The organism is Streptosporangium brasiliense (assembly GCF_030811595.1).
Taxonomy (GTDB): domain Bacteria; phylum Actinomycetota; class Actinomycetes; order Streptosporangiales; family Streptosporangiaceae; genus Streptosporangium; species Streptosporangium brasiliense.
Genome location: NZ_JAUSRB010000002.1, coordinates 147127 through 162295, shown reverse-complemented (window position 1 = coordinate 162295; position 15169 = coordinate 147127). Strand labels below are relative to the sequence as shown.

The following is a 15169-nucleotide window of genomic DNA, read 5'->3' as shown; positions in this document are numbered from 1 at the left end:
CACGCCGATTGCGGCGTGGTCGCGCGACTTTCGTTTCCCGGGGTGGCGAGTTGCCGCTCGCCGCCCCGGGCCTGTCACCGCCTGAGGCGGTGTGATGGCGTCATGGGACGCGAAGACTCATCCGACGCTCCGCAGGATCTGCTCCACAGCGGAGACCCGTGCCGTCAACTCGGCGAGCCGGGTGTTGAGCTGCTCCTGGTTCCGCGCCGTCAGCTCGGTGACCTCCCGATACTCCGACATCGCCGCCCGGTGAAGCCGGAAGCAGGCGATGAAGCCCACCACGGCGCCGACGGTGAGGATCAGGATGATCCCGAGGGGGAGGACGACTTCTTTCATCTCCGGGTCTCCTGCACGTCGGGGCCTTCCTGTCCGTCCGCTCGCAGTGCGCCGAGGACCGTGTCCGCTGTCAGGCGCACGTCGAACGGCACCAGCTCGAAATACTTCATCGCCTTGCCGTCCGCCGACAGCTCCAGATCGCCGGCGACCAGGCCCGCCTTCTCCATCCGCTCAAGATGCATGTAGAGCAGCGGCCGAGATATGCCGAGCCGCCGGGCCAGCTCGCTGACATGCACCCGGCCGCCGGACAGCTCGGCGATGATCCGTAGTCGGAGTGGGTGGCCGATGGCGGCGAGCAGCGCCAGCAGCTTCTCACTGGTCAGAATCCCATCCACAGCGTATCGACCTTCCACCTGTAATATAAGACTGACAGGTGGAATCCTCATCGTCAAACCACCTCGGCGACCGCCTGACGGGCGGTGGCCGATGCGGTGGGGCACGACGTGCCGGGACGGCGGTGCTCCAGGTGCCTCCGGCGTCTCCGGGGTCTCCGGGGATCGCAGGAGACGCGGCCAGGACACCTCCTGGTAGCCGCTGGCCTGCGGGGTGAGCGGATGTCTGTGAAGGCGGGATCGCATGGCGCGGGCCTACGACGCCGTCAAGGGCAGGGGCGAGAATCGTCGTGCCGCCGAGCCCTCCACCAGCAGCCGGGCCGAGCCCTCCACCAGGAGCCGGGGAGTCTCGCAGCTCCCGGCTGACGCCGACCAGGACTGACGCCGGCCAGGACTGACATCGGCCAGGACTGACGCCGACCAGGACTGACGCCGGCCAGGACTGACGCCGACCAGGACTGACGCCGACCAGGACTGACATCGGCCCGGACTCTCGGGCCGGCGCAGGCGCCGCGCAGCGGATCCGCGCCGGTCCTCTAGCCGGACACCCCTCTAGCCGGACACCCGTCTGTGGAGGAGATCGACGAGCGTGGCGTGGAGCTGCTCGATCGGGCGGTCGGGGTGGAGCGCCCGGCGCTCGATCGAGACGGTCAGCACCATGCCGAACACGGCCGTCGCCGCGGTCTCCACATCCAGGTCCTCCCGGACCACGCCCTCGGCCACCGCCCGGCGCAGCGCCCCCGCGTAGACCCCCAGCGCCTGCTCGCGCAGCCTGGCCACCGCGTCCTGCCAGGCGGTGCGCCACATCTCGGCGAGCAGCACCCGGGCGAACGCGCCGTACTCCTCGAAGAACCGCAGCTGCGCCATGACCACCGAGTCGAGGGTGTCGAGCGCGGCCTGCCCGGTGTCCGCCTCGCCCAGCGCGTCGGCCAGCCGCTGGATCCCGTGTTCGAGCAGCGCGGCGAAGAGCGCCTCCTTGCTGCCGAAGTTGTAGAACACGGTGCCCTTGGCGACACCGGCCCGTTCGGCGATCGCGTCCACCGTGGCGGCGGTGTAGCCCTGCTCGGCGATCACCTCCACGGCCGCCGTGAACAGCCTGAGCCTCGTCTCGGCCCGGCGGCCGTCTCCCTTCCTCACGGCCGCGCCCGCCCCGGGCCCTCGCCGGTCCCGTTCCGCGCCCGCGCCGGTGTCCGGGGCAGGCTCTCGCCGGTCCCGCTCCGTGCCCGTGGCCGTGCCCGCCCCGGGCCCTCGCCGGTCCTGTTCCGCGCCCGTGTCCACGCTCCCGGCCCCGGCCCGCTGCTGTGTCATGGGGGTAACCGTAGTCACAGTGCCAGCTCGGGGTGGAGGCGCCGCATCGACCAGGTGCGCCCCTTGTGCACGGCGTAGACGGTCAGGCTCAGGCCCAGCGCGGCGGTCAGCGCCAGCACCCCGCCGGCCTGCCAGACCACCGTGAGGTCGCCGCCGCTGATCAGCCGCCGCAGCGCGCTGACCACCCAGCTCATCGGGAGCCACGGTGAGATCGTCTGGAAGAAGCCCGGCGAGGTCTCGATCGGATAGGTCCCGGCGGCCGAGGTCAGCTGGAGCATCAGCAGTGCCAGCACCACGACCCGTCCCGGCGCGCCGAGCAGGGCGTTGACCGCCTGCACGACCGCCAGGAACGCCGCCACGGTGAGAAGCAGGATCCCGGCGATCCCGGCCCAGTGCGCGGCCTCCATGCCGAGCGCGAACCTGATCACCGCCATCAGCACGCCCACCTGGGCGGCGCCCAGGACCAGTCCCGGCAGCCAGCCGGCCACCGCGATCCGCCAGGCGGGAGCCGTACCGGCGAGGAGACGGGGGTTGAGCGGGCGCAGCACCATGTAGCTCACCATCGCGCCGACCCACAGGGCCAGCGGGACGAAGAAGGGCGCGAACCCGGTGCCGTAGTTGGGCACCTCGTTGGCGACCTGGTTGGCCAGCTTGACCGGCTCGCTCATCATCTCGCTCCGGTCGGCGCGCTCGCCCTTGCCGTAGTCCGGGATCTGCTCGGCGCCGTCCCCGAGCTTGTCGCTCAGTTTCCTGGACCCGTCCGTCAGCTTGCCGATACCGGTGGTGAGCTCCCCGGCGCCCTCGTGCAGGCGGCCCACCCCGCTGTCCACCCTGGCCGCGCCGTCGCTCAGCTTGACGATGCCGCCGCCGAGCTGGGTCAGCCCCCGGCTGAGCTGCGCGGAGCCGTCGCCGAGCTGGGAGATCCCAGAAGTGATCTTCCCGTTGGCGTCCGCCGCGTCACCGAGGCCCGCGTGGAGCTTCGCCGAGCCGTCGGCCAGCTTGCCGAGCCCCTCGTCCAGTTGATTGATCTTGTCCCTGGCCTGGTCGAGCTGCTGGCCCGCGGTGGGCGCGACCTCCGCCGTGCGGCCCGCGACCTCCGCGATCCGGCGGGCGTCCCGCTGCAACTGGGCCGCGGCGCCGCTGCCGTCGCCGGCGGCGCCCTCCAGCCCGGTGGCCACCTCCTGGGTGGACCGGGTGAGACGTTCGGCGATGGCCCGCAGCCGCGGGTCGGCGTCCGGATTGCCGTCCAGCCAGCTCTGCAACTGCTGCGCCTGCTGCTGGGCCTGTTCCGCCCCCTGCTTGATCCCGCCGGGCAGCGCTCCCGCGCCGTCGGCGACCAGGCCGGCGCCCCGCTCGACGGCCTCCGCGAGCGACTGCAGCCGCGCCCCGTTCTCCCGCAGCACCGGGACGACCTCGTCGGCCACCTCGTTGATCTTCGACACCTGGGCGTGGACCTGCTTGTAGACCTGCGCGTTGCCGTCGGCGACCTGCTTGGCGCCCTTCTCCAGCTTCGCCAGTCCCTGGCCCAGCTTGCGTGAGCCGCTCTCCGCCTGGCCCAGGCCTCCGGTCAGCTTGTCCGCCCCGGCCGACAGCCGGCCGGTGGCGGTGTTGGCGCTGCCCAGGCCCACGGTGAGCTGGTGGGTGCCGGCCTTGGCCTGGCCGAGGCCGGCGTTCAGGGTGGACGCGCCCTTTCCGGCCTTCGCCGTACCGTCGTGCAGATCGTCCGCCCCGTCGGCGGCCTTGGCGGTGGCGTCGTGCAGCTCGCCGAAGGACACGAAGACGTTGTCCCAGTAGTCCTTCAGCGCGGTACGGCCCGCCGCGTCCTTGACCTCGGTGAACACCGCGTCGGAGATCGTTCCCATGATGTAACTGCGGCCGGTGTCGACCCGCACCCCGAGCTCGGCGGGGGTCGGCGTGCCGTCGCCGGAGGGCGAGGCCAGCCGGGCGCTGAAGTCGGCGGGGATGGTCAGGGACAGGTAGAAGCTGCCGTCGTTCACGCCGTCGGCGGCCTGCCGGGCGTCGACCGTGTGCCAGCCCAGGACCTTGCGCTCACGCAACTCGTCGGCCAGCTCGCGGCCCGCGTCGACCGTCTTGCCGTCGACGGTCGCGGGCCTGTCCTCCACGACCAGCGCCACCGGGATGTTCTCGAGGTTGCCCTGCGGGTCCCAGAACGACCACAGGTACAGCCCGGCGTACAGCAGCGGCAGCATCACCACGCCCGCCAGTGCCGCCCGGGTCAGCCGCGACCGGGTGAACCGCCGCAGCTCCAGCCGTCCCAGCCGCAACGATCTCATCGGTCCCTCTCCTCGCTCGTTACGGTCCGCGCCATGCTCTCCCCGTCCTGTCCGCCGGCCCCCGCAGGCTTTTCGGCGTCAGGAACGGATCCGGGTCCTTCGGGATCCGGCGGGGCCGTGGACCCGGTGACGGCCGGTACGGCCTCCGGCCCGTCCGGGTCCGGTCCGGAGTGCGCCGGGTGGCCGCCGTCCGGTCCGTCCGTCGCGTCCCGCGGTTCGCCGGAGTCCGTCGCGTTCCCGGGTTCCCCGGACTCCGTGGAGTCCGCGGAATCCCCGGAGCCCCCGGAGCCCCCGGAGTCCGTGGACTCCGCGGGATTCCCGGAGGGCAGGCGGACCGCCGCCCGCTCGCTCTCCGTGCAGGCCGCGATGACGGTCAGGCCCAGGGCGCCCAGCTCACCCAGCGTCGCCCAGAGCGCCTCCTGGCGGTCCTGGGCGAGGCCGGTGTCCACGTTGTCGAGGATCAGCAGCCCCGGGGTGTCGAGCAGCGCGAGTGCGATCCCGAGCCGCACCCGCTCCTCCCGGCCCAGGTCGCGGATGAGGGTGCGGTCGCCGGGGGACAGCTCCAGACCGGCCAGGGCCAGCGCGGTCGCGGCCCGTGACTCCTGCCGTCTGCCCCAGAACATGCCCGGTGACCGCTCGTGCAGGTGCTCGCGGACCGTCAGCGCCTTCTCCAGGTCGTTGACCCCGTCCACCAGGCCGAGCGCGGCGACGCGCCGGATCGCCCGCGGCTTGCCGTACCGCCCCACGGTGAGCGTGCCGTCGGTGGGTCTCATCCGTCCGGCCAGGGTCAGCAGCAGGCTCGTCCGCCCGCTGCCCGCCTGTCCGGTGACGGCGGTGAGGCTGCCCGGCTCGGCCGCGAGGCCGACGTCGCGGTAGACCCATCCGTGCTCGCCCTTGAGGGACAGACCGACCGCGCGCACCCCGACCCCCTGGAACACCGCACCCTCCGAAATTTTGAACTGACCGGTCAGTGCAAAAATATCACGCGAGGTATCCCGCGGGTGACCGGCCCGGCAAAGGTGTCGATTCTCACGGAAAGCGGCCGCTCAGCTGAGGGGGCCTGCCGGGTGGTCGAGCACCTCCGGTCTTCTACGGACCACGTCAGCGCCGGCGGCTCGCACCGGATCCACGAGGTGATCCGGCCGCGGGGACCGTGTCCATGGCCGGGCGCCACCCACGTCGACGAGACGGGCGGCCCGCGGCAACGCGGAAGGACCCGCCCCCCGGTCTTGACGGGTGGGACGGGTCCTGCGGATCGCCTGGCTAGACCGTCGCGGAGCCGTACTCCTGGAGGAAGAGCGCCTCGGCGAGGGCCGTGCGGCGCAGTTCCTCGACGTTGACCCGCTCGTTGGGAGCGTGGATCGAGGCGTCGTCGTCCTCGGCGCCGAACAGCAGGATCGAGGCGGCGGGGAACTGCTTGACGAGCGTGGAGACCAGCGGGATCGAGCCGCCGGCGCCGACGTCGCGCGGCGGGCGGCCGAAGGCGCGCTCCATCGCCCGGTTCAGCGCGGCGCGGGCGGCGCCGCCGGAGTCGGCGAGGTAGCCGGAGCCCAGCACGTGGTCGGTGACGTGCACCTCGACGCCCCACGGGGCGACCTGCCGCAGGAAGTCGACCACGGCCTCCACGGTCGTCTTCGGGTCGCCCGCCGGAGGCACGCGCACCGTCACCCGGGCGCGGGCGACCGCCTGGACCGCGTTGATGGCGCCGGAGACGGTCGGCACGTCCAGGCCGGTGACCGTGACGGAGTAGGAGGCCCAGAGCCGGTCGGCCAGCGAGCCGGAGCCGACCAGCGAGACGCCGTCGAGCACGCCCGCGGTGGCCCGGAACTCCTCCTCCGAGGGGCCGGAGCCGAGGAAGGTGCCGCGCGGCAGGCCGGGGACGCGGATGTCGCCGTGGTCGTCGTGGAGGGCGGCCAGCATCCGGATCAGCGCCGCGAGGGCGTCCGGGGCGGCGCCGCCGAACGAGCCGCTGTGCAGCGAATCCTTCAGGGTGCGCACCTCGATGGTGAAGGCGCCCATGCCGCGCAGCGAGGTGGTCACCGCCGGGTCGCCCACGCTCGGGTTGCCGCAGTCGGCGACGATGATCGCGTCGGCGCGGAGCAGCTCGGGGTTCTGCTCGACGAAGGTCTCCAGGCGCTCCCCGGCGTATTCCTCCTGGCCCTCGATGATCACCTTGATGCCCACCGGGAAGTCGCCCCGGAAGGCGCGGAGCGCGGCGACGTGGGAGATGACGCCGGACTTGTCGTCGGCGGCGCCGCGGCCGTAGATGGCGCCGTCGATCTCCGTCGGCTCGAAGGCCGGCGTGCGCCACAGCGCGGGGTCGCCCGCGGGCTGCACGTCGTAGTGCGCGTAGAGCAGCACGGTCGGCGCGCCGGGCGGGGCCGGGGCCTCGGCGAACACGGCGGGGAAGCTCCCCTCCACCGGGATCTGCCGGACGTGCGGCAGGCCGGCGCTGCGCAGCAGCTCCTCGGTCGCCGCGGCGGCCGCGCGCACCGGCTCCTCCGGATGGCCGGGGAAGGCCACCGAGGGGATGGCGACGAGCCGCTTGAGGTCTTCGACCGCCTGGGGCAGGCCCGCGGCGACGGCGCCCTCGATCTCGTCAGGAGTCACGACGTTCCCTCGCATCTCAATATGTGGTCGTCCTATTTGATCACAGTCGGCGGGCGACCGTGTTTCACCCTGATTCCAGCACACCGCGGCCCCGCCGGGTGGGGTCGAGGGCGGCGCAAGATCCGGACACTCCCAAAGTCTGGTCGCGGATTTCGTTGTTGTTACCTACCTGTTTTGCGGATTCCGAAGTTCTTGCACTCTATTGCCACGTTTTCACTTGGCAAGACGTTCTCCGGGCATGCAGACTGTGGGGAGCTCAGACCACCGAGGGAAGATAGCCATGACCCACCCTGAAAACACCGACGTGGCCTCGCTCATGCGGGCCGCGCAGGACAACCTGTGGATGCACTTCAGTCGGCACAGCTCCGACAGGAGCGTCGAAGTCCCGATGATCGTGCGTGGTGAGGGCGCATACATCTACGACGTGCACGGCAAGCGCTACCTTGACGGTCTCGCCGGACTGTTCGTGGTCCAGGCGGGGCACGGCCGCAGCGAGCTGGCCGAGGCCGCCGCCAAGCAGGCCCAGGAGCTGGCGTTCTTCCCGCTCTGGTCCTACGCGCACCCGAAGGCCGTCGAGCTGGCCCAGCGCCTGGCCGCCGAGACCCCCGGAGACCTCAACCGGGTCTTCTTCACCACCGGCGGCGGCGAAGCCGTCGAGAGCGCGTGGAAGCTCGCCAAGCAGTACTTCAAGCTGACCGGCAAGCCGCTCAAGCACAAGGTCATCAGCCGCCAGATCGCCTATCACGGCACCCCGCAGGGCGCCCTGTCGATCACCGGTATCCCGGCCTTCAAGCAGATGTTCGAGCCGCTGGTCCCGGGTTCGGTCCGGGTGCCGAACACCAACCACTACCGCGCCGACGAGATCACCGGCGTCGCCGGCATGACCCCGGAGGAGTACGGCTACTGGGCCGCCGAGCGCGTCGCCCGCGCCATCGAGATGGAGGGCCCGGACACCGTGGCCGCCGTCTTCGTCGAGCCGGTGCAGAACGCCGGCGGCTGCTTCCCGCCGCCGCCCGGTTACTTCCAGCGCCTGCGCGAGATCTGCGACGAGTATGACGTCCTGCTCGTCTCCGACGAGGTCATCTGCGCCTTCGGCCGCCTCGGCACCATGTTCGGCGGGCAGAAGTTCGACTACGTCCCCGACATCATCACCTGCGCCAAGGGCATGACCAGCGGTTACTCGCCGATCGGCGCCATGATCGCCTCGGACCGGCTGTTCGAGCCGTTCAGCAACGGCACCGAGATGTTCGCCCACGGCTACACCTTCGGCGGCCACCCCGTCTCCGCCGCGGTCGCCCTGGCCAACCTCGACCTGTTCGAGCGCGAGGACCTGCTCGGCCACGTGACCCGCAACGAGCCGGTCTTCCGCTCCACCCTTGAGCGCCTCCGCGACCTGCCGATCGTCGGCGACGTGCGCGGCTCCGGCTTCTTCTGGGGCATCGAGCTCGTCAAGGACAAGGCGACCAAGGAGACCTTCAACGCGGACGAGTCCGAGCGTCTGCTGCGCGGCTTCCTGTCCAAGGCCCTCTACGACGCGGGCCTGTACTGCCGCGCCGACGACCGCGGGGACCCCGTGATCCAGCTCGCCCCGCCGCTGATCTGCGGCCCCAAGGAGTTCGACGAGATCGAGTCGATTCTCCGCTCCGTGCTGACGGAGGCCTGGTCCCGGCTGTGAGCGCGCCGCCGTGCACGGCCCCTCCGGAGCCGTGCACGGCCCGCCCATGCCCGAGCCCGTTCGACCCGTGCTTCGCCACCCCGTTGAAACTCCGAAAGGAACCCTGATGAAAATCGGCGTGCCCGCCGAGGTCAAGAACCACGAGTACCGTGTCGCCGCCACCCCGGCAGGCGTGCACGAACTGGTCCGTCACGGCCACGACGTCTACGTCCAGCGTGGCGCTGGCCTCGGCTCCCACCTCCCCGACGAGGACTACCTCTTCGCCGGCGCCAAGATCCTCGACACCGCCGACGAGGTGTGGGGCGAGGCCGACATGATCCTCAAGGTGAAGGAACCGATCGCGGAGGAGTACCACCGCATGCGCGCCGGGCAGGTGCTCTTCACCTACCTGCACCTGGCCGCCGGCCGCGAGTGCGCCGACGCCCTGCTCAAGCAGCAGATCACCGGCATCGCCTACGAGACCGTCCAGGTCGGCAACACCCTGCCGCTGCTGGCCCCGATGTCGGAGGTCGCGGGCCGCCTGGCCCCGCAGGTCGGCGCCTACAACCTGATGCGCTTCAACGGCGGCCGGGGCGTGCTGCCCGGCGGCGTGCCCGGCGTGGCCCCGGCCAAGGTCGTCGTCATCGGCGGCGGCGTCTCCGGCCTCAACGCGGCGCAGATCGCGGTCGGCATGGGCGCCGACGTCACGGTCCTCGACCTCAACGTCGACCGCCTGCGCTCCATCGACGCCATCTACCAGGGCCGTCTGAAGACCCTCGTCTCGACCTCCTACGCGATCGAGAAGGAGGTCCTGGAGGCCGACCTGGTCATCGGCGCGGTGCTGATCCCGGGCGCCAAGGCCCCGACCCTCGTCTCCAACGACCTGGTCTCCCGTATGAAGCCGGGCTCCGTGCTCGTCGACATCGCCATCGACCAGGGCGGCTGCTTCGAGGACTCCCGGCCGACCACGCACGCCGAACCGACCTACCAGGTCCACAACTCGATCTTCTACTGCGTGGCCAACATGCCCGGTTCGGTGGCCAACACCTCCACCTACGCGCTGACCAACGCGACGCTGCCCTACGCGGTCAAGCTGGCCGGCCTGGGCTGGAAGTCGGCGCTCCAGCAGGACCCCGCCCTCGCGCTGGGCCTCAACACCCACGCGGGTGAGCTCACCAACGACCAGGTCGCGCTCGCCCTCGACCTGCCGTACGTGCCGGTCTCCCAGGTCATCGCCGCCTAGACCCGGTCCGCGGGCTCACTCCCGCCCTCCGCCCGGTCGGCGGGCGACCCCATGATCACGTTTGTGGTCATGGGGTCGCTTCTTTCCCGGCCGTCTCGCGTGAGAGCGGGCAGGCCCGCTCTCACGCGGTCCGCGGTCTCAGCGCCCTCTCGGGGCCTGGGGCCGCGACCCCAGCCGGGCCCGCAGGTCACGGGCGGTGGCCAGGACGTGCTCGACCTCGGTGGCGGCCGGCCAGGGGGCGCTGCCGGGACGCAGCAGCGCGGCCCGGACCGAGGCCAGGTGCTCGACCGCCGCCGGACGCAGGCCGCTCTGCCCGGTCAGCCAGGCCGTGACGTCGGCGTGGTCGAGCAGCGGCCGGGTGACCAGGTCCCAGGTGCCGAGGATCTCTGTCAGGTCGCCGACCCGCAGCGGGGAGCCGCTCCGGGCCGCCGCGGCGGCGGCCAGCTCCGCGCGGGCGACGAGCTCGGGCTCGGCGGCCCGATCCCAGATCGGGGGCGGCGGGTCCGACAGCCACCGCTCGTCCTCACCCAGCCACCGCTCGTCCTCACCGGCGGCACCGGTCGCCGACAGCAGCGAGGCGAGCTCGGCCGCCGCCCGGGGGTGCCCGGCCAGCGCCGCCCGGCGGAACCAGTGCCGGCCGCCCCGCAGGTCGTCGTGCTCGGCGATGAGCAGCAGGCCGTAGTTGAAGGCGGCCTCCGGATCCCCGCCGGCCGCCGCCCTGCCGAACCAGTGGCTGGCCGCCCGTGGGTCGCTCAGCTCCACGCACACGAACCCGGCGGTCCGCTGGTCGTCGATCCGCCCGGCGTGGGCGGCCCGCTCGAACCAGGCGCGGGCGGTGCGCAGGTCCCCCCGGGACAGCGCGATCCCGCCGAGCTGCGAGGCGGCCCCGGGGTGCTCGGCCCCGGCGGCCAGCCGGTAGAACGCCTCGGCGCCCTCCGGATCCTGGTTGGCCCGCAGGAACAGCCCCAGGTGGTAGGCCGCGTCGGCGTGGCCGCCCCGGGCGGCGAGGTCCCACCAGCGCAGCGTCTCGTCGTCCTGGCCGGACGCGTAGGCCAGCAGTCCCAGGTCATGCGCGGAGGCCAGGTCGCCCGCCAGCGCGGCCCGCCGGTGCCACTCGACGGCGGCCTCCGGCTCGCCGCCGTCCTCGCAGATCAGCGCGAGCCGCCGGGCGGCCGGGCGGGAGCCCGCCCGGGCGGCCGTCTCGAACCACCGCCGCGCGGCGGGCACGTCGCCGCGCTGTTCGAGCAGGAGCGTCGCCAGGTTGGCCGCCGCCTCGGCGTCGCCGGTGGCCGCGGCCAGTCCGTACCACCTCACGGCCTCCGCCAGGCTGCCGTGCTTCTCGTGCCAGACGCCCAGGTTGTAGGCGCTGTCCATGTTGCCCCCGGCCGCCGCCCGCTCCCACCAGTGCCGCGCCGCCGAACGGTCGCCCCGCTGTGTGAAGTGACGGCCGAGCAGGTGCGCGGCCTGCGCGTCGCCGCCGTGCGCGGCCAGCAGCAGCTCGGCCTCGCCGTCGGCGCTGTGCCCGGCGTGCCGGGGGGCGGGTGGCGAGTCATCAGGCGGCTGCCGGCCCCCCTGCCACCACCCCATGTCGTCCTCCTCGTTGACAATGCACAGGGTGACACGTGACGGCGCGATGGCGGAGCGTAATCACGGACTTGCCTGTCCTCGCGCGCCCGCCCGCCCCCGCCCCTCGGCGCCGGCGTCCGCTCGGAGCGGCGCGGGCGTGTCAGACCCAGCCGGGGCGGACCAGCCCTGACTCGTAGGCGATGACGACGAGTTGGGCCCGGTCACGGGCGTGCAGTTTCATCATGGTGCGGCTGACGTGGGTCTTGGCGGTGGCCGGGCTCATGAAGAGCTTCGCGGCGATCTCGTCGTTGGTCATGCCCGTGCCGACCAGCGTCAGGACCTCCCGCTCGCGGTCGGTGAGCAGGTTCAGGTCCTGGGAGGGGTGGGGCCGCTTGGCGCGGCTGGCGTACTCGGAGATCAGGCGGCGCGTGACGCCGGGGGAGAGCAGGGCGTCGCCGTCGGCGACGACGCGGACGGCCTGGATCAGCTCGGCCGGCTCGGTGTCCTTGACCAGGAAGCCGCTGGCGCCGTTACGGAGCGCCTCGAAGAGGTATTCGTCGAGCTCGAAGGTCGTCAGAATGATGATCTTCGGCCCCGGGGGCATCTCCCGGGTGGCGGTCAGGCCGTCCATGCCCGGCATCCGGATGTCCATCAGCACCACGTCGGGCTCGTGCTCGGCGGCCAGCCGTACGGCCTGGGCGCCGTCGGCGGCCTCGGCCACCACGGTCATCCCCGGCTGCGCGTCGAGCAGGGCCCGGAACCCGGCCCTGACCAGGGCCTGGTCGTCGGCGAGGACGATCTTGATCATTCCCGTCCCTCCGGGATCTCCGGGATCGGCAGCCGCGCCTCGACGCGGAAGCCCTGTCCATGGCGCTCGGCGGTCAGCGAGCCGCCGAGGGCGGCCGCCCGCTCCCGCATGCCGGGGATGCCGTTCCCGCCGCCCAGACTCTCTCCGGGGGGCCCGCCGCCGGAGTCGGTGACCCGGATCAGCAGTTCGCGGGGGCCGTACTCCAGCAGGACGGCGGCCGTGGAGCCCGGCGCGTGCCGCGTGACGTTGGTCAGCGCCTCCTGGACGATGCGGTAGCCGGCCCGGTCCACTCCCGGCGGCAACGCCCTGACCTGGCCGGTGACCCGCCGGGTGACCGGCAGCCCGCTGCGCTCGATGAGCTCCTCCAGCCGTTCCATCCCGGCCGTGGGGGAGCGGGGCGCGCCGTCGCGGAGCACGCTGAGCACCGAGCGCATCTCGGTCAGCACGTCCTTGGAGGCCTGTTTGATCGTGGTGAGCGCGGTGCGGGCCTGCTCGGGCTGGTCGTCGATCAGGTGCAGCGCGGTGGAGGCCTGGACATGGATGAGGGAGATGTTGTGCGCGAGCACGTCGTGCAGCTCCTGGGCCATGGTCAGCCGCTCGTCGCTGGCCTGCCGCCGGGCCTCCTCCTGCACCACCCGCTCGTGCTCGGCCAGCCGCTCCCTCCTGGCCCGGACGAACTCGCCCAGCGCCAGGATGACCCCGATGACCGCCGCTATCGCGAACATGTGCCACAGGCCGGGGCTGGGGACGGGGGCCAGCCAGGTCGTGTAGACGACGAAGAACACGTAGGCCGCGGCCGAGAACGCCCAGACGACGCGCCGGTGGCCGAGGACGACGGCGTTGTAGAACGCGATGACCGGGCTGAAGAAGATCGGGCCGTAGGCGTGGCCCCGGGCGATGAACACGAAGGTCACGGCCAGGGTGGCGATCAGGGTGAGCACCGGGTGGTGGCGCCGTACGGCCAGCGCGAGCGGCCCGGCCACCAGCAGCGCGACGCCGACCGCGTCCACCTGGACGCGGTCGGGCTGGTTCCACTGGGCGCCCCAGGTCGTCGTGACCTGAAGGACCGCCATGAACAGCGGGAGCATCGGGTCGACCCAGCGGAGTTTGGCACGCACGTCCAGAACCCTATGTCCGCCCGCTGAGCGGCACATCCGCCCTGCGGGGCAGCGGGCACTACGTCACCGGTGGTATCGGAGGGGCTGACAGGGCAGGCGAGCTGAGACAAGCTGTCTGTGGGAGGCCATCATGATCGCTCGTCGCTTAGCCGTGCCGCTCGCCGGGATCCTGGCCGGTGGTTCCATCCTGTACGCGCAGCCGGTGGCGGCGTCTCCGCCGCCGGTGAAGAAGGAGCCCGTCGCCGAGGGATACGGCGGAGCGGTCTCGACCGTCGACCTGGACGCGAGCAAGGCCGCGCTGGAGGTGCTGCGCCGGGGCGGCAACGCGGTCGACGCGGCGGTCGCGGCGGCGGCCACGCTGGGCGTGACCGAACCCTACTCGGCCGGGCTGGCCGGGGGCGGGTTCCTCCTCTACTACGACGCCCGGCACAGGAAGGTCCACACGATCGACGGCCGGGAGACGGCGCCCCAGGCGATGACCGCCTCCTCCCTGGAGGGCGTCGCGTTCGACGAGGCGGTCACCAGCGGGCTGTCGGCGGGGGTGCCGGGCAGCGTGGCCCAGTGGGAGCTGGCCCTGCGCCGTTTCGGCACGCTCTCGCTCGGGCAGGCGCTCCGGCCCGCGATCAGGGTCGCCTCCGAGGGGTTCACCGTCGACCAGACCTTCCACGACCAGACCGCCGCCAACGCGGCCCGGTTCAAGGACTTCACCTCCACCGCCAAGCTCTACCTCCCCGGCGGCGCCCCGCCGGCGGTCGGCACCACCTTCCGCAACCCCGAGCTCGCCGACACCTACCGCCGGCTCGGCAAGGAGGGCGGCGGCTGGCTGTACGGCGGGCGGCTCGGCTCGGAGATCGTGGCCACGGTGAAGCGGCCGCCGGTCACGCCCGGCGCCACCCGCAACGTGCGGCCCGGCCTGATGGAGCTGTCGGACCTGCGGGCCTACCGGGCGCTCGAACGGCCGCCCACGAAGATGACCTACAAGGGCATGGACGTGTACGGTATGGCGCCCCCGTCCTCGGGCGGCTCGACGGTCGGTGAGGCGCTCAACATCCTGGAGGCCCTCCCCGAGGTCGGCGTGCACGAGTATCTGGAGGCTTCGCGGCTGTCGTTCGCCGACCGTGGCAAGTATGTCGGCGACATCCCGGGCGTGCCGCTGAAGGAGCTGCTGTCCGACGGGTTCGCCAAGGAGCGCGCCTGCCTGGTCGGCGAGCGGGCGATGGCCCATCCGGCCCCGGCGGGAGAGCCCGACGGCGCCTACGGGCCGTGCGCGGCCGCGACCCCGGCGCAGTCCGCGCAGACGCCCGCCGAGGGACCGGAGACCACCCACCTGGTCGTGACCGACCGCTGGGGCGGCGTGGTCGCCTACAACATCACCATCGAGTCCACCGGCGGCAACGGCATCGTCGTCCCCGGCCGGGGCTTCCTGCTCAACAACGAGCTGACCGACTTCACCTTCGGCCCGGCCCCGGGCGACCCCAACCTGCCCGGGCCCGGCAAGCGCCCCCGCTCCTCGATGGCCCCGACGATCGTCCTGGCCGGGGACCGGCCGCTGCTCGCGCTGGGCTCGCCGGGCGGCTCCACGATCATCACCACCGTGCTGCAGATCCTGGTCAACCGGTGGGACCTCGGCATGTCGCTGCCGGACGCGCTGGCCGCCCCCCGGGCCACCCAGCGCAACACCGCCCAGACCCAGGCCGAGCAGGGATTCATCGACCGCTACGGCGCCGAGCTCGCCGCCAGGGGACACAGCCTCGTGCTGAATCCCGAGATCGGCGCGGCCACCGCCGTCGAGTTCCTCCGCCACGGGAGGCTCCAGGCCGTCGCCGAGCCCACCCGCAGGGGCGGCGGCAGTGCCCTGGTGGTGAGCGGGCACCGGTAGCCCTCCTCGCGTGCCCGCGGC

The 15169-nt window shown here is 72.6% G+C and carries 13 protein-coding genes; 4 read left to right on the top strand and 9 right to left on the bottom strand.

Annotated features, from left to right (window positions below; translation table 11 throughout):
- Window positions 1-117: 117 nt before the first annotated feature.
- Both J2S55_RS09265 and J2S55_RS09260 read right to left on the bottom strand, forming a co-directional pair.
- Entirely contained in the window at window positions 118-336 is a 219-nt protein-coding gene (locus J2S55_RS09265) for a hypothetical protein (protein ID WP_306858769.1), read from the bottom strand.
- On the bottom strand, window positions 333-671 hold the full coding sequence (locus tag J2S55_RS09260; protein WP_306858767.1) for an ArsR/SmtB family transcription factor: 339 nt from the start codon (window positions 669-671) through the stop codon (window positions 333-335). Before J2S55_RS09260 ends, J2S55_RS09265 begins: the two co-directional genes overlap by 4 nt.
- A gap of 241 nt (window positions 672-912) precedes the next feature.
- On the opposite strand from J2S55_RS09260, the gene J2S55_RS09255 reads away from it, so the two are divergent.
- Window positions 913-1050, top strand: coding sequence for a hypothetical protein (locus tag J2S55_RS09255; RefSeq protein ID WP_306858765.1), 138 nt, complete (start codon window positions 913-915; stop codon window positions 1048-1050).
- A 170-nt stretch (window positions 1051-1220) separates the two neighbouring features.
- Here J2S55_RS09255 and J2S55_RS09250 read toward each other — a convergent pair whose 3' ends face one another.
- From J2S55_RS09250 to J2S55_RS09235, 4 genes are all read right to left on the bottom strand, one after another.
- On the bottom strand, window positions 1221-1976 hold the full coding sequence (locus J2S55_RS09250; protein ID WP_306858763.1) for a TetR/AcrR family transcriptional regulator: 756 nt from the start codon (window positions 1974-1976) through the stop codon (window positions 1221-1223).
- 14 nt (window positions 1977-1990) lie between these two features.
- Window positions 1991-4270, bottom strand: a complete 2280-nt coding sequence (locus J2S55_RS09245; RefSeq protein WP_306858761.1) for a YhgE/Pip family protein — start codon at window positions 4268-4270, stop codon at window positions 1991-1993.
- The gene (locus J2S55_RS09240; RefSeq protein WP_306858759.1) at window positions 4267-5208 is read right to left on the bottom strand and encodes an ATP-binding cassette domain-containing protein; all 942 of its coding nucleotides are present in this window, start codon (window positions 5206-5208) and stop codon (window positions 4267-4269) included. The genes J2S55_RS09245 and J2S55_RS09240 overlap by 4 nt, the downstream gene beginning before the upstream one ends.
- Window positions 5209-5533: 325 nt before the next feature.
- A complete protein-coding gene (locus J2S55_RS09235; protein WP_306858757.1) occupies window positions 5534-6880 on the bottom strand; it encodes a M20/M25/M40 family metallo-hydrolase in 1347 nt (448 codons plus the stop codon).
- Between the two features lie 280 nt (window positions 6881-7160).
- Between J2S55_RS09235 and J2S55_RS09230 the strand changes: the two genes are divergently transcribed.
- A complete protein-coding gene (locus J2S55_RS09230; protein WP_306858755.1) occupies window positions 7161-8555 on the top strand; it encodes an aspartate aminotransferase family protein in 1395 nt (464 codons plus the stop codon).
- A 106-nt stretch (window positions 8556-8661) separates the two neighbouring features.
- Complete coding sequence (gene ald, locus J2S55_RS09225; RefSeq protein WP_306858753.1) at window positions 8662-9777, top strand: alanine dehydrogenase; 1116 nt, start codon at window positions 8662-8664, stop codon at window positions 9775-9777.
- Between the two features lie 138 nt (window positions 9778-9915).
- On the opposite strand, the gene J2S55_RS09220 is transcribed toward ald, so the two are convergent.
- From J2S55_RS09220 to J2S55_RS09210, 3 genes are all read right to left on the bottom strand, one after another.
- Window positions 9916-11364 carry a tetratricopeptide repeat protein gene (locus J2S55_RS09220; RefSeq protein WP_306858751.1) on the bottom strand — a complete coding sequence of 483 codons (1449 nt, stop codon included), beginning with the start codon at window positions 11362-11364 and terminating at the stop codon, window positions 9916-9918.
- Between the two features lie 139 nt (window positions 11365-11503).
- A complete protein-coding gene (locus J2S55_RS09215; protein ID WP_306858749.1) occupies window positions 11504-12151 on the bottom strand; it encodes a response regulator transcription factor in 648 nt (215 codons plus the stop codon).
- Entirely contained in the window at window positions 12148-13269 is a 1122-nt protein-coding gene (locus J2S55_RS09210; protein ID WP_306858747.1) for a sensor histidine kinase, read from the bottom strand. Before J2S55_RS09210 ends, J2S55_RS09215 begins: the two co-directional genes overlap by 4 nt.
- Before the next feature lie 130 nt (window positions 13270-13399).
- On the opposite strand from J2S55_RS09210, the gene J2S55_RS09205 reads away from it, so the two are divergent.
- Entirely contained in the window at window positions 13400-15148 is a 1749-nt protein-coding gene (locus J2S55_RS09205) for a gamma-glutamyltransferase family protein (RefSeq protein WP_306858745.1), read from the top strand.
- The last annotated feature ends 21 nt before the right edge of the window (window positions 15149-15169 follow it).